General features: G+C 55.0%; 18 protein-coding genes. 3 read left to right on the forward strand and 15 right to left on the reverse strand.

Going from position 1 to position 20,822, the window contains the following annotated elements; translation table 11 throughout:
- Positions 1–204: 204 nt before the first annotated feature.
- From BED41_RS08545 to BED41_RS08555, 3 genes are all read left to right on the forward strand, one after another.
- On the forward strand, positions 205–2,430 hold the full coding sequence (locus BED41_RS08545) for a bifunctional diguanylate cyclase/phosphodiesterase (RefSeq protein WP_084002359.1): 2,226 nt from the start codon (positions 205–207) through the stop codon (positions 2,428–2,430).
- Positions 2,415–3,431, forward strand: a complete 1,017-nt coding sequence (locus tag BED41_RS08550; protein ID WP_066744867.1) for a sugar ABC transporter substrate-binding protein — start codon at positions 2,415–2,417, stop codon at positions 3,429–3,431. Before BED41_RS08545 ends, BED41_RS08550 begins: the two co-directional genes overlap by 16 nt.
- Before the next feature lie 274 nt (positions 3,432–3,705).
- Positions 3,706–4,626 (forward strand): carbohydrate kinase family protein, encoded by a 921-nt coding sequence (locus BED41_RS08555; RefSeq protein WP_066744869.1) that lies wholly within the window; start codon positions 3,706–3,708, stop codon positions 4,624–4,626.
- Between the two features lie 33 nt (positions 4,627–4,659).
- Here the strand turns inward: BED41_RS08555 and BED41_RS08560 are convergent, their stop codons facing one another.
- The 15 genes from BED41_RS08560 to BED41_RS08630 all read right to left on the reverse strand — a co-directional run bounded on the left by BED41_RS08560 (position 4,660) and on the right by BED41_RS08630 (position 20,770).
- Positions 4,660–5,949, reverse strand: coding sequence for an adenylosuccinate synthetase (locus BED41_RS08560; protein ID WP_066744870.1), 1,290 nt, complete (start codon positions 5,947–5,949; stop codon positions 4,660–4,662).
- Complete coding sequence (locus BED41_RS08565; RefSeq protein WP_066744871.1) at positions 5,949–6,953, reverse strand: divergent polysaccharide deacetylase family protein; 1,005 nt, start codon at positions 6,951–6,953, stop codon at positions 5,949–5,951. The genes BED41_RS08560 and BED41_RS08565 overlap by 1 nt, the downstream gene beginning before the upstream one ends.
- A 12-nt stretch (positions 6,954–6,965) precedes the next feature.
- The gene (locus BED41_RS08570; protein WP_229712271.1) at positions 6,966–8,171 is read right to left on the reverse strand and encodes a S41 family peptidase; all 1,206 of its coding nucleotides are present in this window, start codon (positions 8,169–8,171) and stop codon (positions 6,966–6,968) included.
- Between the two features lie 24 nt (positions 8,172–8,195).
- Positions 8,196–9,416: a murein hydrolase activator EnvC family protein gene (locus BED41_RS08575; RefSeq protein ID WP_066744873.1), complete on the reverse strand. Its 1,221-nt coding sequence runs from the start codon at positions 9,414–9,416 to the stop codon at positions 8,196–8,198.
- Positions 9,417–9,432: 16 nt separating this feature from the next.
- The gene (locus tag BED41_RS08580) at positions 9,433–10,317 is read right to left on the reverse strand and encodes a cell division protein FtsX (RefSeq protein WP_066744874.1); all 885 of its coding nucleotides are present in this window, start codon (positions 10,315–10,317) and stop codon (positions 9,433–9,435) included.
- Positions 10,304–10,999 carry a cell division ATP-binding protein FtsE gene (gene ftsE, locus BED41_RS08585; protein ID WP_066744876.1) on the reverse strand — a complete coding sequence of 232 codons (696 nt, stop codon included), beginning with the start codon at positions 10,997–10,999 and terminating at the stop codon, positions 10,304–10,306. Before ftsE ends, BED41_RS08580 begins: the two co-directional genes overlap by 14 nt.
- A gap of 8 nt (positions 11,000–11,007) precedes the next feature.
- Positions 11,008–11,955, reverse strand: a complete 948-nt coding sequence (locus tag BED41_RS08590; protein ID WP_066744878.1) for a transketolase family protein — start codon at positions 11,953–11,955, stop codon at positions 11,008–11,010.
- Complete coding sequence (locus tag BED41_RS08595; protein ID WP_066744880.1) at positions 11,945–12,772, reverse strand: thiamine pyrophosphate-binding protein; 828 nt, start codon at positions 12,770–12,772, stop codon at positions 11,945–11,947. The genes BED41_RS08590 and BED41_RS08595 overlap by 11 nt, the downstream gene beginning before the upstream one ends.
- Complete coding sequence (gene csaB / locus BED41_RS08600; protein WP_066744882.1) at positions 12,765–13,775, reverse strand: polysaccharide pyruvyl transferase CsaB; 1,011 nt, start codon at positions 13,773–13,775, stop codon at positions 12,765–12,767. Before csaB ends, BED41_RS08595 begins: the two co-directional genes overlap by 8 nt.
- A 19-nt stretch (positions 13,776–13,794) precedes the next feature.
- The gene (locus BED41_RS08605; protein WP_084002362.1) at positions 13,795–15,705 is read right to left on the reverse strand and encodes a DUF5693 family protein; all 1,911 of its coding nucleotides are present in this window, start codon (positions 15,703–15,705) and stop codon (positions 13,795–13,797) included.
- Positions 15,695–16,297: a Maf family protein gene (locus BED41_RS08610; RefSeq protein WP_066744888.1), complete on the reverse strand. Its 603-nt coding sequence runs from the start codon at positions 16,295–16,297 to the stop codon at positions 15,695–15,697. The genes BED41_RS08605 and BED41_RS08610 overlap by 11 nt, the downstream gene beginning before the upstream one ends.
- Positions 16,294–16,542, reverse strand: coding sequence for a hypothetical protein (locus BED41_RS08615; RefSeq protein ID WP_084002363.1), 249 nt, complete (start codon positions 16,540–16,542; stop codon positions 16,294–16,296). Before BED41_RS08615 ends, BED41_RS08610 begins: the two co-directional genes overlap by 4 nt.
- Before the next feature lies 1 nt (position 16,543).
- On the reverse strand, positions 16,544–17,353 hold the full coding sequence (locus BED41_RS08620; RefSeq protein WP_066744890.1) for an undecaprenyl-diphosphate phosphatase: 810 nt from the start codon (positions 17,351–17,353) through the stop codon (positions 16,544–16,546).
- A gap of 11 nt (positions 17,354–17,364) precedes the next feature.
- The gene (locus tag BED41_RS08625; RefSeq protein ID WP_066744892.1) at positions 17,365–18,996 is read right to left on the reverse strand and encodes a Na/Pi cotransporter family protein; all 1,632 of its coding nucleotides are present in this window, start codon (positions 18,994–18,996) and stop codon (positions 17,365–17,367) included.
- Between the two features lie 64 nt (positions 18,997–19,060).
- Positions 19,061–20,770 (reverse strand): ribonuclease J, encoded by a 1,710-nt coding sequence (locus tag BED41_RS08630; protein ID WP_066744894.1) that lies wholly within the window; start codon positions 20,768–20,770, stop codon positions 19,061–19,063.
- Positions 20,771–20,822: the final 52 nt, after the last annotated feature.

Consider the following 20,822-nt stretch of genomic DNA (forward strand, 5'->3'; position numbering starts at 1 on the left):
TTTTATTCGTTTAAAATAACTTTTAAGCGATTCCCTTTTTGAATGAAATACGATATAGTGTATTCATACTTGCCATTGCAGATATGCGCGGCGGTGTCCGCCTTAGTATGCATATGCGCCTGGGTGCTTGTTATTTTTATATCCGCATGGTTTTACAGTTTTCAGGCAATTATTATGTTGTATCTAGGGTGAGACATTCAGGTGATGAAAAGCTCCAGAGGAAAGGTAACAGTTTCCAGAAAGCTGCCGCTGTTTATAACAGCGCTGGTAAACGCAGCGCTCCTTGCCGCGGTATTTTTTCTCATGGGCAGGGTACAGAATCTGCTCAATTCCGATACTAAGATCAACTTGACAGAGATAGTAACCCAAAATAAAGACGTTATTACAAGCAAGCTGATGCTCGAGGTCAATAACCTTGATCTTGCCGCGAAACAGCTGGCCGATCACTATAACAGCGGAAAACAGATGAAGTCCTATTTTATAAAGTTTGTCAAACAGACCGGTGATAAAAATTTGTTCTTCGCGTTGGGGGACGGTATGGCGGTCTTTCCAGACGGAAAAGAGCTGGACATCTCAGGAAGACGTTATTTCAGACTGGCTATGGAGGGAATCAGCAATATATCGGATCAAATCGTGTCAAGAATGAATGGAGACAACGTCTTTATCATCAGCACGCCAGTGTATCATGATAGGAAAGTCGTTGGCACGGTACAGAAGTCATATACACTGCCTGAGATGTACAAGCTATGTTCCGTATCTCTTTTTTCCTCGCAGGGGTTCATGTATATCATAAACGACAAGGGATATATACTCATCAGCTCCACACAGAATGAGTACAGCCGCGAGTCGGATAATTATTTCCGCATGCTTTACGCTGAAAATCCAGAGGCGGCAAGGCAGCTTGAAAAAGATATCCGTGCAAATAGACCGGGTTTTATGGAGACAGCCGTAGGCGGGAAAAAGATATTCTCTGCCTATACGCCGATCGATCAGGTATACGACTGGTATCTCATTTCGAGTGTTGCAACTAATGCCGTCTCTCCGAATGCAAGTATCGTGATAAAGCTCTTCTACTTCATCCTTTGCGTTATCGTACTGATTTGCGGACTCAGCATGGCCTATTTCCTCCACTATAAAAACCGGCAGGGCGAAATGTTCAGAAAGATAGCTTTCGTCGACCCGATAACCGGCGGCAGCACTTACGCAAAGTTCACCTTAGATATGCAGGAAGTGCTTGGAGAGCCAGGAGATGTCCACTACAGCCTCTTTACTTTTGACATCGATAATTTTAAATATATAAACGGACTCTACGGCTTCGATTTCGGCGACAAAGTCCTTCGCCGTATCTATGAGTTTTTCGCAGAACGCCTGAACAAGGGAGAGTTCATCGCACGCGTTTACAGCGACCGCTTTATCGCGCTGCTGAGGGACAGAGATTCCAGGCACATCAACCATCTCTTCTCCGCCGAACTGCAGGTAGAAGAGGTATCGGTCTACCTTTCCGCTGGACTGTATGCGATCGCCAACAAAAATGAAAGCATCAGCCTGATGCTTGACAAGGCAAAGATAGCAGCACAGACAGTCAAGGGAATCCGTTATAAGCATGTGGCCGTCTATTCGGAGGAATTTGACCGACGTATGATACACGACGAGCAGACTAAGCGCGCAATAGAGTCAGCTTTAGCCAACGACGAGATCATACCCTTTTTCCAGCCAAAGGTCGATATCAAAACAGGAAGACTGACTGGCGCGGAGGCGCTTGCGCGCTGGCGCAGGAGCGACGGGCAGCTCGTACCCCCTGGAGAGTTTATCCCTGTCTGCGAACGGACGGGACTTGTCGTCGCGCTTGATCTGAAAATATTTGAAAAAACGTTGGAATTTCTTGCAGCGCAGATGAAAAAACAAGTCCGTACGCTGCCGGTTTCTGTTAACTTTTCACGGGCGCATTTCATGACCGCCAATTTCATTGATAAATTGACAGACAGACTGCGTAAATACAGCGTTCCTCCCGAACTTATTGAAGTAGAACTTACAGAAACAGACTTCATTGCGGACAAGGATATGGTCGGTAAGTTTATTGAAGAGCTGCACGCCAATGGGCTCGCCATTGCTATGGATGATTTTGGTTCCGGCTATTCATCGCTGAACATGCTCAAAGATATTCCGATCGACGTCCTAAAAATCGACCAGGGATTCCTGAGAGAGGACACGGACAGCGAACGCCAGCGGGCAATATTCGCGGCGATAGCTCAAATGGCATCAAAGCTACAGATCAAAATAGTCGTGGAAGGGGTTGAGACGCTGGAGAACGTGGAAATGATGAGAGAGTACGGCTGTTTTATCGCACAGGGATATTACTATGCGAAGCCCATGGACCGGGCCGCTTTTGAAAAACTTCTTGAGGTGGGAAAGATATGTCCAGAAAAATAACGATTGCCGTACTGACTGTGCTGTTCGTGGCGGCAGCTACCATCATGTTTCACCGAGCCGACGAAAAAAAAGATGTAAAGATCGGCGTCTCCATTGGCGTCGGCAACGCCATCCGCTGGGAAAATGAAAAAAGATACATGGAGGCGCGCGCGAAAGAGCTAGGCGCTAATATAGAGGTGCGCCTTAACAAGACAAACACGCCAAAGACACAGCAGGAAGACTGCCGGGAGATGATAGACAAAGGTATCGACGTACTGATACTGACACCGCGAAGCGTCGCCAATGTAGATAATATTCTGGAGTACGCGAAAAGCAAGAATGTCCCGGTAATATGTTATGCGCGCGTGGTGCTTGGGAAAAAAATTGACCTTTTCGTCGGCTATGACAGCGCACGCATCGGTCAAAAGATGGGGCAGTATATATCTGAGGCGGTATATAAAGGCGATTATATCCTTCTGCGCGGCGATTCAGGCGATAATAACGCGGCACTGCTATATGAGGGAGCGATGCGTTACATATCACAAATTAGAAGCGACATAAATATCATCCTCGACTGCGCCGTCCCAGGTTGGTCTCCCTCAGAGGCCAAGCGAATTGTTAAGGAGGCCATATCCGCCAACGGTAACAGGATCGATGCGATCCTGTCCCCTAACGACAAAATAGCCGAGGCCTGCGCCGAAGCACTTGAAGAACTGGGGATCAAAAATCATGTCGCCATCACAGGCATGGACGCCGAACTGGAAGCGGTAAGACGCATTGTCAAAGGCAGGCAGGACGTCACCTTTTACATGGACCTCAAAGAATTGTCCGCCACGGCGGTCAATGAAGCTTTTCATATGGCGAGGGGAGAAAAGGTGAACGTAAACGCTGACTTCGACAACCACAGTGGCGGCACTGTACCCTCAAATCTAATAACCGGTCAGCTTGTCACTAAAGAAAACCTCAACAAAGTCCTCATCGACAGCGGTTATTTTACAAAAGAAGAAGTTTACGGAAAATAGCGAAAAGCGACATAGGACACTTTACTGTAAAGATGCAAACCTGGCGGCACTGGTATCCCCGAGAGCTGATCTGTACCGACTGCAAAGTGCCGGCAATAGAAGGAACCATCAACATGGAGCCGCCGGTCTGCAGGGACGTCGCCGCGGCGGTCGTTTAGATAAAAAACACGGTAAATATCCTGTTCTGTAAAAATAAATCTCACCCCATTTTTTATAATCAGCTGTGTTATGTTAATATTTAACACGTAAAGAACGCCGTGAAGGAGAATCATCTATGTCTGCAGAAACTGTCGTCTTCGGAACCGTATTTATGGACTGCAAGGGCTTTGCCGCTTACCGCTATGACCCATTGGGGAGAAATGTCGGCTCGGTGAGATTTATCCACGGCGGGGTCGGACGCAACGTCGCGGAGGACATGGCGGCCATCGGCGCAAAGGTCTCGTTCGTCTCCTCAGTCGACGGCAACGGACTCGGCATCGAGGTGCTCAACAGGCTGAAAGATGAGGGTATCGACGTCACCCATGTGCGGCGAGCCGCCTCTTCCGGCATGGGGTTATGGCTTGCGGTCATGGACCAGAACGGAGATCTTGCCGCCTCCATCTCGCAGATGCCTGACCTCTCCATTATGGAGGATATCGTCCGGGAAGAGGGCGAGTCGATCATCGCCGGCTGCCGGAACATCGTCCTTGAGCTTGACCTCAACGATTATATTTCGGACACAGTCCTCTCCCTCGCGAAGAGGTATAACAAAAAGGTCTACGGTATAACGGGAAATATGGAGGTCATCCTCCGCAACCGCGCCATGCTCGGCGGCCTTGAGTGTTATATCTGCAATGAGACGGAAGCTGGACGGCTTTTTGAGAGGGAGGTCCGCGCGCGGGAACCGGAACAGGTGCTCACGCTGCTGCGCGGATACGTCGACGCCAACGGTCTTAAATCAATGGTGGTGACTCTGGGAGAATACGGCTCCGTATACTATGATGCCGCCTCGGGGGAATTTGGCTTTTGTTCCTCTATAGAAACAAAGGTAACAGACACAAGCGGCGCTGGCGACGCCTTTTTCGCGGGAACCACGGAGGCGCTGATAAGGGGCTTTTCCCTGCGTCAGGCGGTAGGCTACGGCACGAGGCTTGCTTCGTGGATCATAGAGGTGGCAGAGCCCACGCGCGCGCCTCTGCCGGGAAGTTTGTTTTAGCGGCTTCGGCGCTTTCGCCTTTCGGCCTGCGGGTCAATTTATCCGGTAGAGGGCGTTGCCCCACTGGGTTCCAAGGCCGGTCCAGATGACGCGCAGCCCCATAAAATCCTCGATAAAACGGATATAGGCCTGAGCCTGCGGCGGCAGCAGATTGAAGTCGGTGCATCCAGGCAGCTCGTCGCGCCAGCCCTCGAAGGCGGCGTATACCGGTTCGGCGGCGGCGGACTCTTCGGCGGTGAGGTCGCCGCTCGTGCGCAGCTCGCCCCCTACCATGTAACCGGTGCATATTTTCAGCTCGTCTATCCCCGTAAGGACGTCAAGTTTCGTCACGGCGAGAAGGTCCGCGCCGTTGATCTGCGCGGCATATTTAAGCGCCGGCAGGTCAAGCCAGCCGATGCGCCTCGGAGTCTCCCCTATTTTGTCGTATTCGCTGCCGCGCGTCCTGATAAAGGCGGCAACTGCGCTCTTATCCTCCGTGATAAAGGGGCCCGGCCCGCTTTTCGTGCAGTAGGCCTTAGCGGCGCCGATTATCCGCAGCGAGGCGCTATGGCGCAGTCCCGCGCTGAGAAAGGCCGCGGGGGCGATGGTCGTCCCCGGCAGGACATAGGGATATACGCCGCAGCTGAGATCGTTAAGGCTGCCGCTGCAGCCAGCGAAGAGGGTGCCGATGTTGCGCTCCACAGCCCTGGAGACAGCTTCGTCCACCGGGCCGATATAGGGCAGCAGCCGCTGTCCCTCTTTCATTATCTTAGTGAAGAGTTTAGCGGGGTCCATCGGCTTTTCGTTGTATATCTTTTCAAAGTATTCGTTTTTAATCTTGAGGTTCAGTTCAAGCCTTTCGCGCAGCCGCTCGGGAGCAAGCAGATCCCCCGCCCTGATTCCGAGACGGCGCACGTTGTCCGTAACCGCGTGACCGTAGCCGCGCTGTTCCATCGTGCGGTTCAGATCATGGCCAAGCAGGCGTCCGGCCAGGACGTCGAGCCTTTTATGATAGTCAAGGATCAGCGGGCAGCGCGGGCTGATGAGCAGCCGCGAGCGGAATACTCCCGCCGCCGTGAGTCCGGCGATCTCCTCCGATATCTTCTCAAGGTCAAGGGTCACCCCGTGGGTTATAACGCAGAGCTTCCCCGCGTGGTGGATGCCGCAGGGCAAATAGTCGAGCGTAAAATGTTCGCCGCCGGCGGTTATCTCATGGCCTCCGGAGGCGGAACCGTGAAACCGCACAATGACCTCAGAGCGGTTCGCGAAAAAGTCAAGCAGTCGGTTCTTACCCTCCTGACCCCATTGCAGGCCGACGACGATGTTATTTTCAGAGGAGACCATCAGATACCTCCTTCCAGTTCAGCAGAGTTATCTTTCATGAGTTTGAACATTTCGGGAATCGTTACCAGCTTTACGGGCAGCTCTTTGTAGTTTTTATTAAGCTCTTCCAGAAACATCACCGTAGATGGGCGGAAGTGACATATTACGACCAGCGAACCCCGCCGCTGGGCATTTTTTACGATCTCGCGGAAGCGGGCGGCAATGGCGTTTTTGTCGGCGGTGTTGTCCAGAAATCCGCGGTTTTGTACAGAGGGGACCCCCGCCGCCACAGCGGTCTGGTAGGCGACGCTCCTGCCTGAGGTACGGCTGTCGACGAAAAGGAGGCCTCGCTCTTTGAGCTCCGCCATCACCGGCTCCATCAGCTTGGCGTCGGCGGTGGCGAGCGAACCCCGGTGGTTGTTTATGCCGACGACGCCGGGCAGCGAATCAAGGGCGGCGGCGGTCTTCTGCCGTACCTCTGCCGCGCCCATACCTTTGCCGATTATATACTGCGAGCTGTCCTTGTCTATCTCCGCCTGCATCGGCAGGTGCAACAGGCAGGGAATCCCCTTGGACTCCGCAAGCGCCAGCGTATCTTTTGAATGGCGCAGATAGGGCATTATCGCCCAGGTGAGCGGAATGTCCAGCGCCGCGACACGTTTTGTATATTCAATCTGCCCTCCGCCGTCATCGACGATGAGGGCCAGCAACGGCACGGGGCCGCCGTATTTTTCATCCACCGGCGATTTTTTGCTTGCGGGACTATCCTCTTTTTCTTTTTTGGGCGTATCAAGAGAGACCACGGCAACATCGGCCGAAGCGGACGGCTCCCTGTCTTTCAGCTTCGCGTCCGCGCTGCTGTCGGCGCTGACGGCAACAGTGCCGCTGTCCTGCGATTTTTCGGCGACCGGAGCGCCGAGGCGTCCGGCCACCACATATATAAGAGCCGCAATAAGGAGCAGCAACAGAGCCAGTCTTATTACGCGGGAACCGCCGCTTCCCTCTTTTCGGTAGTGCTTACCCATCCGGGCGCCGTCCTATTTTTTCTCTTTGATCTTCTGCTTGAGCACGCCGAGCGCCTTCTGAAGCTGCTTGTCCTCTTTTTTGTCCTTTTTAGGTTCTCCCTCGACCTTTACGTCGGGCTGGAGGCCCTTGTGATCAAGGACAAAGCCGGACGGCGTGTGGTAACGCGCGATCGTCACATAGATACCTGAGCCGTCGGGAAGGTTGAAGAGCGTCTGCACCGAGCCCTTGCCAAAGGTTTTCATGCCTACGATGGTACCGCGCTTGTGATCTTTGACCGCGCCTGCGAATATCTCGGCGGCGCTCGCGCTGCCTTCGTTTACGATAACTACAAGCGGCAGGTTGTTCGCACGCCCCTCTTTAGCGTAAAGCGTATCGTTTGCCTTATCGAAGCGGCCCTTCATGCCGACGACCACACCCTTGGGAATGAACTGCGAGGTGACATCTACACAGACGTCGAGAAGCCCTCCCGGATTGTTGCGAAGATCCATAATGATGCCCTTCGCTTTCTTGTCAGCCGCCTTTTTGATGGCGGCGCGCAGCTCTCCATCGGTCTTGAGGTTAAAGTGATTCAGCTTTATGTAGGCAATACCGTCGTTAAGCATCTCCATGCGCACAGTCTTGATCTTGATGATCTCACGCACGATCTTTACCGGTATCAGCTTGTCAACGTTCTTGCGGCGTATCTGGATGGTCACCGGTTTGCCCGCGGGGCCGCGCAGCATCTTTACGACTTCGTCGCTGTCCATCCCCATAACGTTTTTGTCATCGACTTTGATGATCTCGTCGAGCGGCTTGATTCCGGCGCGGTCGGCGGGTGTATCCTCAATGGGGGCGATTACTATCGTGCGTCCGTCGCGCGAGGCCATGTAAATGCCAAGGCCGCCGTACTCGCCCTCCATCTCCATGTTTTCCTCTTCAAGGGCCTTCGGTTCCACAAAGCGCGTATAGGGGTCGTCAAGGGATTCAACCAGCCCCTTAAGCGCGCCGTAGTACATCTTCATGTCGTCGACCTTGCCCTTTTTGTCGCCATCCACCTGATAGGTGGAGAGCGCGAGCTTTACCTGTTTCATTATTGCCAGCTGCTGCGGTGTGAAGGGCAGGCTCTTTTCCCAATCGGCGCCCACCGCCTGGGGTATTTTATAGAGTGAGACGCAGAGAAGCGCCCCTATCAGCATCCCTGCGGCGATGTTCAATATCTTCGATCTCAAATCTATCACGTACCTTTCTTTTATCTTTTTCTTTTACTTGTTGAGGTACTTAAGCGGGTTAACCGCGTTGCCGTTTACGCGCACCTCAAAGTGGAGGTGGTTGCCGGTCGCGACGCCGGTTGAGCCGACACGGCCTATCACCGTCTGACGCGTCACCTTCGCGTCCTCCGTCGTCTCTATCTTCGAGAGGTGGGCGTAGACGGTGGTAAGGTTTCCGCCGTGGTCGACGATGACGACCTGACCATATCCGCGCATCCAGCCCGTGTAGAGGACCTCGCCAGGATCGGCGGCTTTGACAGGCGTCCCCTTCGGGGCGGCGATATCAAGTCCCGTATGGGTTATCTTCGTCTTAAATACAGGATGCACACGCGTACCAAACTGGCTGGTTATCGTTCCCTGTATCGGCCAGGCAAGACGTCCGCCCTTATAGTAGTTCGGAGTCGGCGTGACAGGCTTTCCCTGCTTCCTGTTGGCCTCGTCGCGCAGGCGTTTTTTCTCAGCGAGCAGCCTCTTTATCGCCGACTGCATCTCCTGCGAGGCTCTTTGCAGCTCGGCCTGTTCGGCCATGAAGAGCTTTTTATCCCGGCGGACCTTGGCCAGCAGCTCATTGCGCTCGTCGGCGGCGCTTTTTAGTTCCTTGTTCTGCTGTTTCAGCTCATTGGTCTGCCCTTTGAGACGCAGATGCTCCTTGCGCAGCTCTTCCTGCGTCATCGTCAGGCGGCGTTTCTGCTCTATAAGGTCGTTGATGAGCTTCTGGTCCTGCTCCGCGATCTTACCCAGAAGGTAAGAGTTCGCAAGCGCGTCCTCCGCACCCTGCGATGAAAGCAGGAGGTTGAACTCGGCGACACCGCCGTATTTGTAGATGTTTACGAGCCGCTTTTTAAGTATCTCCTGAGCGGCGCTGATGTTTTTATTAGCTTCCTTTATATTGTTTGAGAGGGTGAAGATGTTGTTCTGCACCTTTCTCATCTTGAGGCTCACGACATTGACCTTCTGTTGGGTCACCGTTATCTTCTGGCTCAGGATACCAATCTGCTGCGTAACGTTCTTTTCTTTGCGCTGTGTCTCTTTGATGTTTTTGTTAACCTTCGACATCTGGCTCTGTATCTTCTGATATTCGCGCTCCTGCTGCTTTATTTCCGCCTCTATCTGGGCCGCCGTCTTCGCCGCGGCAAGTGTCGGCAGCGGAGCGCATAGCAGCACCGCCGCGGAGAAGAACGCTATCAGCCGGACTCTTTTTGTTTGGATGCCCATAACTGGCGCCGCAGGGTTAAAGCGGCTTGGCCGCCTTCCTGATAAATTTCTCCACGGCGATAAGGCTCGCGAAGAGGCTCACCACCGTCCCGCAGCAGATAAGCACGAGGCTCAGCTTCGCGAGAAGCCGCGGCGATTCAATAAATGAGAGGAACGGCAGCATATCTTTCAGGCGGGCCACCGCGCTGAAGTAGGAATATCCCAGAGCCGCTGAGGCGACAAGCGCGCCAGTCAGCCCCAGGATGAACCCCTGGATGACAAAGGGAAAGGCGACGTAGGTGGAGGTCGCTCCAACCTTCATCATCACGTCTATCTCCTCGGCGCGCGAGTAGACCGCTATCCTGATAGTGTTGAAGAGGACCACGCCGCTAGCTGCCAGCGCGACGATGAGCATCACTAAAGAAAAGCGCTCAACGAAGGTCGAGAGGCGCGTCAGCTTCTCCGCAACATGTCCCGCGTATACTATATCGTCCACATCGGGGATCGCCATCAGCATGCGGGCGGTCTCCGAGACCTCGGCGGCGCGGCTGACGCGCACCTCGATGCTCGCGGGCAATGGGTTGGAACCTAGCAGCGTCACCGCGTTGGCCTGGTTTCCAAGGCGTGCGCGCAGTCTTTCCAGGGCAGTTTCTTTGGTGATTATTTTTACACTTTTAACGTTGCGCATCGCTTTTATTCTCTTTGAGGCAGCCTCAAGGTCGGTGTCAGGCTTCATGTAGGCCTGTATTGAGAGCTGATTTTCCATCGTGCCGATCACATTTCTTATGTTGAGGATAAAGAGCATCGTCGCCCCGATCACGAAAAAGACGGACATGGCGGTAAAGACCGTCAGAAGGCTCATGCCGAAATGACGCCATACCAGACGCCATCCGTCTCTCAGAATATATTTAATACGTGACATCAGCCTCGTAGCCTCCTTCCTTGTCATCGCGGACGATGCGTCCGCGTCTTATCTCAACGACGCGGTGCCTGTAGGTATCGACGATCGCCTGGTTGTGCGTAGCCATGATGACGGTGGTCCCCGCGGCGTTGATGTCAAGCATTAGCTGCATGATCTCGTCGGCCGTGTGGCTGTCGAGGTTTCCCGTCGGCTCGTCTGCCAGTATCAGCGACGGCTCGTTGACGATCGCGCGCGCGATAGCGAGACGCTGCTGCTCGCCGCCTGAAAGCTGCGGCGGATAAAGGTTCCGGCGCCGCCAGATGCCGACCGTCTTCAGAACATCCGCAACACGCTCCTCTATCTCACGCGATGGCACCCCCATCACCTCGAGCACAAAGGCGACGTTCTCAAAGGCGGTGATATTTGGCAGCAGGCTGAAATCCTGAAAGATGACGCCGATATCGCGGCGGAACAGGGCCAGCTCAAAACGGCCCATCTTACGCAGCGCGCGCCCGCCGACGCTGATGTGTCCCCTTGAGGGAATGACTTCACGGAATATGCAGCGCATAAGGGTCGTCTTGCCGGAGCCGGTCTCACCCACCAGATAGACGAATTCTCCCCTGTCTATATTAAGATAAACATCTTCCAATGCAACGATATCCGGCTCAAATATCTTTGTGACGCCGGAAAATTTTATATCCATATTTCAAATTACCTCCTGCGCAGCGCCCACGCCTGAGCGGACGCGTCAACGATCTCTTTCCAGGTCAGTCCGTAGTACTCGCGAAGCTCTTCGGGAGTACCGCTGTTTACAAATTGATCCTCCACCGCCACACAACGCAACGGCACCGGATATGTCCGGCCCAGGCACTCCGCAGCCGCGCCGAAGAGGCCGCCGATGTTGCCGTGTTCCTCCGCGACGACGCAGCAGCCGGTCCGACGAACAGATGAAAGCAGAACGCTTTCGGGGAAGGGCTTCAGACTGTAGCAGTCTATGACCTCGGCGCTGATGTTCTGCCGTTCAAGCTGCTCCGCAGCAAGCAAGGCCTGGCTAACCATGATACCACAGGCACATATCGTTACGCCAGTTCCGCTGCGAAGTATCCGCGCCCCGCCCAAACGAAATGATTCGCCGTAGGAATCGTCCAGTGCCGGCACCGGCGTGCAGCCGAGCCGCATGTATAGCGGCGCGGACGTATTTTCACTCCTCTCAATGATGCCCCTGAGGGCCGCCATGTCGGAGGGAATAAAGACGTTCATATTGGGAATGGTGCGCATAAGGGCAAGGTCTTCCAGCAGCTGTACGGAGGCCCCCTCGTGCGCGCAGGAGAGTCCGCCGTTCAGCGCCGCGATGCGCACAGGAAGCTTTGGCAATGCGATCGCCTCGCGTATCTGCGCATAGCCGCACCCCGTAAGTTCGGCGACGCGCCCCAGCAGCCAGGTTTTTTTACCGGCGATCGCGCTGCCGGCGGCCCGCGTAAGCGCCCCTGCCACCGAGGACTCCGTCCGAATATACTTTTCCGGAGGCAGCCTGTCAAAAAGCTCCGTCTCCGTCACCTCTTCGGTCGTAAGCAGCAGGAAGTCTTCATTATTCAGCGCGTATTCCGTGATCAGCTCACAAAAGGCGGCAAATGTCGATATCTTTTCGTTAGTGCTCATTGGATTTTACCTCCAGTTCTTCCAGCGCCTGATCCAGCTCTCCCATACTCAGCGAATGGGCGGTCTCGGACTGCCCCGAATCAGATACGGAGAGTCCCAGTTCACCCTCTATGGAAACGAAGAGCGCCTTTGGGCCGCCCTCTTTGAAGTCAAAGGAATTGCAGGCCTCCTCGAGCGAGCGGAGGTCTTCCGCAACCGCCTGTCTTACATCCCAGCCGCAGGAGGAGAGCATTCGTATGTTGTCTGTCCTGACGCTCGAACCACCGACGGCCTCCGACAGGCGTGTGGCGATCACGATAAGAAGGTTAGGAACGCGGCAGAGGCCGATATGTTTCATTTCATTGATAAATTCTTCCGATGAAAACGAATGACCTCCGGTAAGAAATACAACGCGCGGTTTTTCCTCCTCGCGGGATAACTCCTTCGCGATGGCCGCGGCCATCGCCACCGCTGGCTGCACCGTGAGACAGGGCGCGTCGATCCCCGGAGTCCTCTTGAAATCCGGCAGCGCCTGAAGCATCGCGCCTAAACGGCGGTAGTGCCACAGATGTTCCCTCTCAAAGAAGCCCCGCCGCGCTAGCACGGCATAGAGGGCGGGAATTGCCGCAGGTATATCCGTTATGAAACGGTCGCGATCCCTTCGGCTCGGTTCGGAGGGAATGAGCAGCAACTCCTCCCAGTACAGGTAGACAAGCAGGCCGGCGGCAGATATAGAGGTCTCAAAGGGACCGGAGCGCGCCAGACCAACCATACGCAGGACATCCTTTCGTACCTCGGCCGCTATCGATTTCAGCTCTTCAATTCTTTTGTTATCCATTTATATCACCTAAAACGCCGCGCAGCCCCGCAGTAAATTTCTCACGCACCGCCGCGGCGGCTTCGCTTTGCACAGTATCATCGTTCAGTTTGCCAAGCCTTATCGGGTCTTCACCCACTACCTCGACATTATAGCGCATACAGAAGCCTAAAACCTTCGGATCATAGGCACATCCGGCAAGCGGAATTCCGGCCAGCAGACAGAGCACCAAAAAGTGCAGCCTCATGCCAACCGCTCCCGACGCGCCTTTAATGGCCGCCGAAAACTCCTCCAAGTTCCTCACAGTTATTATATCGCGGATTTTTACATCTTGCAGAGACCTCAGTCTCTCAATCTCCGCGGCATCCTCCGCGGCAAGGGCGACGCCGCGCACCTCGCAGCCGTTCGCCTCAGCGGCCTCGCGGCACCTCGCGGCCGCCTTCCGCGCAAGATCACCGTATCCGGGACGCGCGTTAAAAAGGATCAGAGGCTCTTTTACCGCGTTTTTTTCCGGTGCAAGCGACATCACGAGGTCGGGGGTGAGCTCGGCGCTCAGGCCAAGTTCCCCGGCCATTTTCAGCGAACTTTCGTCACGCACGCTTATATACGAGCAGAGCGAAAGAGCCAGGCGCGCAACGGCCCGCGCAGCCTTTGAGCGCAGCGGGCCGACAGACTGACCCACAGCCCATATCCTCAGCCCTTTCACCTTAGCGATCAGCATCACCGCGCAGTAGTAGAGGCATGAGCGCAGACTGGTACTATCCTGAAAGAGGCCGCCGCCGCCGAGAAGCAGAGTACGGCTCTCCGAGCAGGCTTTCGTCACTTCGCCGAGCCGCCAGCGGTTGAAGGAAACGACGCCGAAGCGTTCTTCACTATCAGCCGGCGCGGAGGAAAGGATGGCGATCCGGCTTTGCGCAACTCCGGCCTCACGCAGAAGAGAGACGGCGGCCTCGGCAAGCAGCTCATCGCCGAGGTTGCCGAAGCCGTAGTATCCGAGAAGGAGTACGTCGTATTTTTTCCCCAATTTTTCTCTCCCTAGGGAGCTAAAGGCTTTTTGAAACTCTCCGCCAAAGCGGAATAAGGACAAAGTGCAGAGCCGCCACGCCGACCGTTCCAAGCAGCAGGCCAAGCCACCAGCCATTGAGCACGCGGATCACACTGAGGTAAAGGAGCGTGTGGAAGTGGCAAAAGGTGTTCACCGCCGAACAGAAGGCGAGCACCGCGGCGATACGCACCACCTCGCGGTAATGCGGAATATACTTACTGCGCACCAGATACCAGTACAGAACGAGCGCCGGATAGCCGATAAGGAACTCCTTAGTCCGCGGACGCACCACCATCACGCGCTCCATGAAGTCACGGAAGGCCACCTCCAGCGCGGGAACATTCGAGACGTTGTCGCTGCGCAGCGCCATCACGAGCATCGCCAACAGCATAACGCCGATCAGCACCAGCTCGCCCCATATCGCGGGACGCACAATGATCTCACCGATCGTCTCCGGATGAACGCGCCGCGTAAGGTCATGGAAGAGCAGCAGCAGCGGCGGCAAAAGCAGCGTGAGCTTGACGCCTGAGAAGGGCGTCAGCCGCAGCGCCGCCGCGGAAGTTCCGTAAAAGGAGGCGATGGAAAGGCCTCCGGCAACGACGATAAGCAGGCCGATAACCGCGCCTCTTAGACGCCGCTCCGATCTCTCAAGCGCCGTCATCGCCCCTTCGGTGGCGGCCAGAGCGCCGCAGAACCCGCCAAGCAGTTTCGCGGCAAAGGATATCTTCCACATCGCTCCGCCGAGCAGGATACCGGCCGCTAAGAGGAAAAGAGCCTGAGCCTGTTTGACATCCCCATCTTCCGTACCTTTGAGCCGTGAGATATAGAACCAGAGTGTAAAGAGTATAACCAGCCCGCAGGCAGCCGCTCCGGCCAGCGGCGCGGGCCAGCCGGGCAGCGGTTCAGGCCAGCCCAGATGATAGCCGCGCGCCTCCAGCGCCCCCTTGTAAGAGGCGAGATCCGCTGTGAATATCTCCAGCCGTCCACCCATCTGCAGATCGTAGGGATGGACCATAATGAAACGTATTGAGCGCTCGTGTACCGCCCTGATAAAACGATCGGCTATCGAGCCGCGGTTTATGCTGCGCGATATTATTTCGTCGCGCGTCAGGCTGTGCATCGGAATGACAAGATGGCCGATCTTCGCGGCCAGCTGCGGCACGCCTATCTGCTTTACAAATTCCACCTGCGAGAGCGTGATCCCCTTGTCCTTCATCACCTTGGCAAGGGGACCGATCTCCGGGTAGCCGGAGACGATCAGACCGGCGGGAATTATGTTCCTGATTTGGGGGAACCTCTCCGTTAGAAAGAGGAAGGCATCGGCGACATTTTTTCCAGAGGCCGGTGTGCAGGGTCCGGGGCGGAAGAGCACAGGTATATTATGCTTCGAGGCAAATTCAAGCGCGGAGATGTCGGGGACAAAGGCGGAAAACTTGAACTCTTCCACGGTTCCAGGCAGCAGGATAAAGTTGTATTCACCATCGGCAGCCAGCTTAGCGGCGGGAAGCTTTATTTTGATGTATTCATAGAATATATCAGCGTAAGAGAGCTTTGCAGGATAACGTAAAACAGCCCTGTTAGGCTCCTGCTCAGCGTCATTAACGCTGAGCAGCGAAGCGGCGGAGCCGAAACGCAGCGGCAGCGGGTTGTGGATCGCAAGCTCGTCTCCCGTATATTCGGATACCGCCATACCCATGACGCCGAGTCCGTTTATCTTCCGCCACACCGCGAGCGGCGTTTCAGAAGACTGATAGGCAAGCGAGGTAATATCCTTATATTCCGTAATAAAGGCAACTGTCTTATTCGAGTTTTCCGCGCGCAGACGCGAGGTGAGTCCAACCAGCGCCAGCAGCATCGCCAGCAGCAGTGCCGCGTACAGCAGTGTGCGTTTGTTTATCCTATTTATCATTATAGATCCCCCATTGCTCCGAAAGTGCTATCCCCATCTCAGCAAACATTTGGCTGACACGAAAGAGAGGAAGCCCGACGACATTGAAATAGCAGCCATCTATACGCTCCGCGAGAAGCGTACCCCTCTCCTGGATCGCATAGGCTCCGGCCTTGTCCATACTCTCCCCCAGCGCGATATAGGCCAAGATATCTTCTTTTCCCAGCGGCCGGAAGGTGACGCGAGTCTCTTCAGCATTTATAAGTTTACGCCCGTCCGGAGCGATCAGAGCCACTCCGGTAAATACCGAATGTGTACGTCCGGAGAGCTCCGCGATCATCTCGGCGGCCTCCCCTTCGCTATTCGGCTTGCCAAGTATACGTCCCTCAAGAGCTACCACCGTATCGGCCCCGAGCACCCAGTTTCCCAGGAAACGGGAGGCGACGCTTGAGGCCTTCTCTTCGGCGAGGCGCTTTACAAGCTCCGCCGGAGGCTCGCCGTCGATCTTCTTTTCATCAACCTGCGGCGGGATAACCTCAAAATTCCAGCCAAGGCCTGCGAGCAGTTCGCGCCGCCGCGGGCTGCCGGAGGCCAGTATGATCTTACCAATCATCGCGTTATTACTATGCCGGTGATCGCGCCGATCAGAGTCCCAAGGTTGAGTTTCATTGCAAAGAGGAAACCGATCCGCACCATGACGAGATCTATCTGGCGGATGTCTATCGTAAAGTCAACAACATTGGCAAAGAGCACCGCAGTGGCCGCGAAACGCTGAAAAAACAGCCCCAGCCAGGTTCCCAGGATCATGCAGAGCAGTATCACGCCCCAGCGTATCGATGAGTTTTTAATAAACGACACGTTACCACGCTCCCAGGTATGTCACACCGATGGCAGATAGTCCCACGATTAGACAGTATATGCCGAAAAACCACCACTTCGAGGCAATCACGAGTTTTTTAAGGATAAAGAGCGAAAGCAAGCCGCTGAGGAAGGCGCAGACAGCTCCGAAAAACCAGCCTGACGGCAGGGTAGAGACAAAATTATGCCAGCCGCCAATCTCAAGCGCCTGAACCAGCGTGGCCCCGATTATTGCCGGTATCGAAAGCAGGAAGGAGAAACGGAAGGCCGACTCCTTTGAAAGCCCCGCGGCAAGTCCGGCCATGATCGTCATTCCAGAGCGCGATATGCCGGGCATGACGGCAAGCCCCTGCGCGATGCCGACATAGACGCCGTCCATCAGCGCCACCCGTCCGTAACCCTCTCGTATCCAGCGCGAAACGACCAGCAGTATCCCGGTAACGACAAGGCCAATACCGACCAACAGAGAGTTAAGCGAGGCCTCCTCCGCAAAATTCTTGAGGGCGAAGCCGATGACTCCCGTTATCAGCGTTCCAAGAATCACTGCCCAGCCGATATGCCATCCTAACTTCTTGCGCGCCTCGGCGTTTACGAAGCCGGCGCACCACTGCCCCAGAAAGGTGAGGATATCCGAGAAGAAAAAGAGTATTGTCGCAAGCGTCGTGGATACATGCAGCACAAGGTCGTAGTTCAGCGGCGGCAGCTCAATGCCGAGAAATATCTTCGCGAGCGCCAGATGGCCGGAGCTGCTGACAGGCAGAAATTCCGTAAAGCCCTGTACAAAACCTAGTATTATCACATCAAAGTTCATTTACAAGCACCTCATGCTTTTGCATTTTTTGTACTATGGTGGAGCCTCTCAATGTCAAAGACCACCATCGCAAGGTTGTTCGCATGGTCGCCAACACGTTCAAGATTGCTGAGTATATCGATAAATATGACACCAGCTCCGGGGGTGCAGCCACCGGCGTTCAGCCGCGCGATATGCTGGGAGCGCAAAGTCTTTTCCATATAGTCTATACGCTCTTCAAGCGCCAGGACCTCTCTCGCGAGCGCGGGGTTTTCATCCTCTAGGGCCTGAATGCTCTTTGAAAGAGCGGATATTACCAGCTCGAACATCTCGTTGCCCTCTTCGAGCGCCAGCTGTGAAAAGGCGAGCTTATGATCCTGGAGGTACTGGTACATCTCGACGAGATTCGTCGCGTGGTCGCCGATTCTCTCCACATCTCCCACCGCGTTGGTACATGAATTCAGCAGCAGGGAAAGGTCCGTCGAGAGTCCCGTCTGCCCCGTCTCCGTAGAGTAACGGACGATCTCGTGGGTCATCTCATTGACGTTGAGCTCGGCGCGCCCTACCTCGTCGACAAGCTTCTCATTGTTCTCTATGAGGATGCGGCGGCAGTTGTCGATCATCTGCAGCGTCAGGGAGGCAAGACGTATCATCTCTTTGCGGACCGCGTCGACCGCGGCGGCCCTCGAAGCCGTGATCAGCGCCGGGTTAAGGTAGATGGTCCCGGTCGCCGCGGCGTTCCTGTCATCGGGTATGACCCGACGGATGAACTTCGCGTACTGTGAGACAAATGGCAGGAACATAAAGGCGATGATGATGTTGAATATCGTATGCGCGTTAGCCACCTGGCGCGGAATGGTCGTCGCCGTCTGCTCGATGAGCATCGTATACATCGGCAGCACCATCAGGATAACGACCGTTCCCAGCACCTTTATCATGACGTGCGCCGCCGCCGCCTGCTTAGCTGAGCGGTTCGCGCCCAGAGAGGCGATGACCGCCGTTATGGTAGTACCGATATTGTCCCCGAGAATTATGACGATCGCCGTCTGCAGCGGAATGACGCCCTGCGCCGCGACCGCCATCGTCAGGCCGACGGTGGCCGAACTAGACTGCACGATCAGCGTGATCACGAGCCCCGCCATGAAGGCCAGGAACGGATGGCTGCCGAATGCCATGAGCAGATCGGGACGCTCCTTCAAAAAACTCAGCGGCTCCTGCATCATATTCATCCCAATAAACAAAAGCGCGAAGCCGATAATGCCGATGCCTATCTGCTTGCGGCGCTTTTTATGGCAGAGGATACATATTGCGGCACCCACCAGCGCGCAAAGATAGGCGACGTTTGTGATGTCAAAGGCTATCAGCTGTCCGGTGACGGTGGTACCGATATTAGCTCCGAGAATGACGCCGATCGCCTGCGTCAGGTTCATAAAACCGACGTCTACGAAGCTGACCACCATAACTGTCGTCGCACTGCTGCTCTGCAGGATGGAGGTGACCAGAGTTCCCACCATCATCCCCTTGATCGGCGTACCGGTAAGCGATCCTATAAGCTTTCTGAGACGGTCTCCAGCGATTATCTGCAGGGAATCCCCCATGATGATGATACCGTAGATGAGAATCCCCACACCAGCCAATACCTGAAGAACAGCGCTTATAGACATAAAGAACCTCTCCTCAATTTTTATGCGGCTTATTATAGCCGCATAATTTGAATTTTATAATCCTCTATATATATGTGATCAGAGGAATGATTGTTGGGTAGTTGCGCGAGCTTCTGCCAAACACATCGCGTATCCTCTTTCGTATTTCCGTCGGAAGCGTCTCCCTCTTCGCCCCCGGCATGCGCGCAAACTGCGTCACCGCGCTCAGCACGGCATTCTCGAGCTCGCGGAAGGTGCTGCCGTCGTCCGCGGAATAGACGCTGCCTCTCGTCTGAATCTGCACCGGCGCCGCGGGACGCATATTCTTGTCCAGCGCCACAGATATGACCACAAGGCCGTTCTCCGCCATCTCCCGGCGTTCGCGTAGGATACTGCCCTCAAACTCCCCGAGCACGACGCCGTCAATGAGCACGGGACCGGCCTGGACATGTCCCGCTATCTCCGCCTTCGCGGAGCCATGGAATTTCAGCATGTCACCGTTCTGAAGAATAAATATATTCTTCGATGAGACGCCCATCTCCTTCGCAAGCTGCGCGTGGCGAACCAAATGACGGTACTCGCCATGGCAGGGCACGAAAAACTTCGGACGCGTGAGGCTCATCATAAGCATGAGCTCGTCACGCGAGGCGTGTCCCGAGACATGTATCTTCTCGTCGCGTTCGTATATTACCTCCGCACCACAGCCAAAGAGACGGTTTACCGTCTGACTGACAAGCTTTTCATTGCCGGGGATCGGCGTGGCGGAGATGATGACAAGGTCTCTGGGACCAAGTTTCACCTGACGGTGCGCTCCGCGGCTCATCAGCACAAGGCCGGAGAAAGGCTCACCCTGGCTGCCGGTCGTCAGGACGACGACGCGGTTGTCGGGAAGGTGGTCCGCCTCCTGGGGCGAGATGATTATCCCATCCGGTATATCAAGATAGCCGAGCTTGTCTGCCAGTTCCACGTTTGCGATCATACTGCGCCCCACAAGCACCACCTTGCGGTTGAAGCGAGCGGCGGTCGCGATTATCATACGGGTCCTGTTCAGGTTGCTTGCGAAGGTCGCAACAACGATGCGCCTGTCCTTGTAGAGCCGGAAGAGGCGTTCGAAGGTCTGCCCGATCACCTTTTCCGATGGGGTCGCCCCCGGCTTTTCCACATTTGTGGAGTCCGACATCAGCAGCAGCACCCCCTCGTCGCCAAGGCGCGCGAGAGCGCTGTAATCCGAACGGTTGCCGTCTATCGGCGTCGGATCGAACTTGAAGTCGCCCGTGTGAACGACGACGCCCGCGGGCGTGCGGATCGCCAGGGCGTTCGCGTCCGGTATTGAGTGGCACATCTGGATGAACTCCACCTCAAAGCAGCCGGCCTTGATCCGGTCGCCAGGGTAGATGTAATGAAAATCAGGAACGTAGCCGGTGCTGGCGTCGATCATCTTGTTTTCTATAAGGCCGCCGGCGAGCCTTGAGCAGTATACAGGAACATCAATGCGCGGCAGCACGAACGGCAGCGCTCCGATATGGTCCTCATGCCCGTGGGTGATGAAGATACCCCTTATCTTTGATTTATTCTCCACAAGGAACTCAACGTCCGGGATGACAAAGTCTATCCCCAGCATATCCTCCTCAGGAAACTTAAGTCCGCAATCGACGATGATATAGTCGTCGCCATAACCAAATACCGTCAAATTCTTACCTATCTCGCCCATTCCTCCGAGCGGACAGACAAAAAGATCGGCACTTTTGACCCTGCGTTTACGTGTATTGCACTTCTTTTTTTCGGGATCAGCCATTAATACAACTCCCCTCCAATATATTATCGTATCACGAGTTCTGATATTGAGC

Origin of the sequence: Cloacibacillus porcorum, from assembly GCF_001701045.1 — a bacterium.
Lineage (GTDB): Bacteria > Synergistota > Synergistia > Synergistales > Synergistaceae > Cloacibacillus > Cloacibacillus porcorum.

What these genes read in the sequence shown, in the direction of transcription:
- BED41_RS08620 (WP_066744890.1), bottom strand. Translation starts at nt 17,353, where the DNA reads ATGAACTTTGATGTGATAATACTAGGTTTTGTACAGGGCTTTACGGAA.
- BED41_RS08605 (WP_084002362.1), bottom strand. Translation starts at nt 15,705, where the DNA reads ATGATAAATAGGATAAACAAACGCACACTGCTGTACGCGGCACTGCTG.
- BED41_RS08575 (WP_066744873.1), bottom strand. Translation starts at nt 9,416, where the DNA reads ATGGGCATCCAAACAAAAAGAGTCCGGCTGATAGCGTTCTTCTCCGCG.
- BED41_RS08550 (WP_066744867.1), top strand. Translation starts at nt 2,415, where the DNA reads ATGTCCAGAAAAATAACGATTGCCGTACTGACTGTGCTGTTCGTGGCG.
- BED41_RS08625 (WP_066744892.1), bottom strand. Translation starts at nt 18,996, where the DNA reads ATGTCTATAAGCGCTGTTCTTCAGGTATTGGCTGGTGTGGGGATTCTC.
- BED41_RS08590 (WP_066744878.1), bottom strand. Translation starts at nt 11,955, where the DNA reads ATGAGCACTAACGAAAAGATATCGACATTTGCCGCCTTTTGTGAGCTG.
- ftsE (WP_066744876.1), bottom strand. Translation starts at nt 10,999, where the DNA reads ATGGATATAAAATTTTCCGGCGTCACAAAGATATTTGAGCCGGATATC.
- BED41_RS08630 (WP_066744894.1), bottom strand. Translation starts at nt 20,770, where the DNA reads ATGGCTGATCCCGAAAAAAAGAAGTGCAATACACGTAAACGCAGGGTC.
- BED41_RS08595 (WP_066744880.1), bottom strand. Translation starts at nt 12,772, where the DNA reads ATGGATAACAAAAGAATTGAAGAGCTGAAATCGATAGCGGCCGAGGTA.
- BED41_RS08555 (WP_066744869.1), top strand. Translation starts at nt 3,706, where the DNA reads ATGTCTGCAGAAACTGTCGTCTTCGGAACCGTATTTATGGACTGCAAG.
- BED41_RS08560 (WP_066744870.1), bottom strand. Translation starts at nt 5,949, where the DNA reads ATGGTCTCCTCTGAAAATAACATCGTCGTCGGCCTGCAATGGGGTCAG.
- BED41_RS08565 (WP_066744871.1), bottom strand. Translation starts at nt 6,953, where the DNA reads ATGGGTAAGCACTACCGAAAAGAGGGAAGCGGCGGTTCCCGCGTAATA.
- BED41_RS08610 (WP_066744888.1), bottom strand. Translation starts at nt 16,297, where the DNA reads ATGATTGGTAAGATCATACTGGCCTCCGGCAGCCCGCGGCGGCGCGAA.
- BED41_RS08580 (WP_066744874.1), bottom strand. Translation starts at nt 10,317, where the DNA reads ATGTCACGTATTAAATATATTCTGAGAGACGGATGGCGTCTGGTATGG.
- BED41_RS08545 (WP_084002359.1), top strand. Translation starts at nt 205, where the DNA reads ATGAAAAGCTCCAGAGGAAAGGTAACAGTTTCCAGAAAGCTGCCGCTG.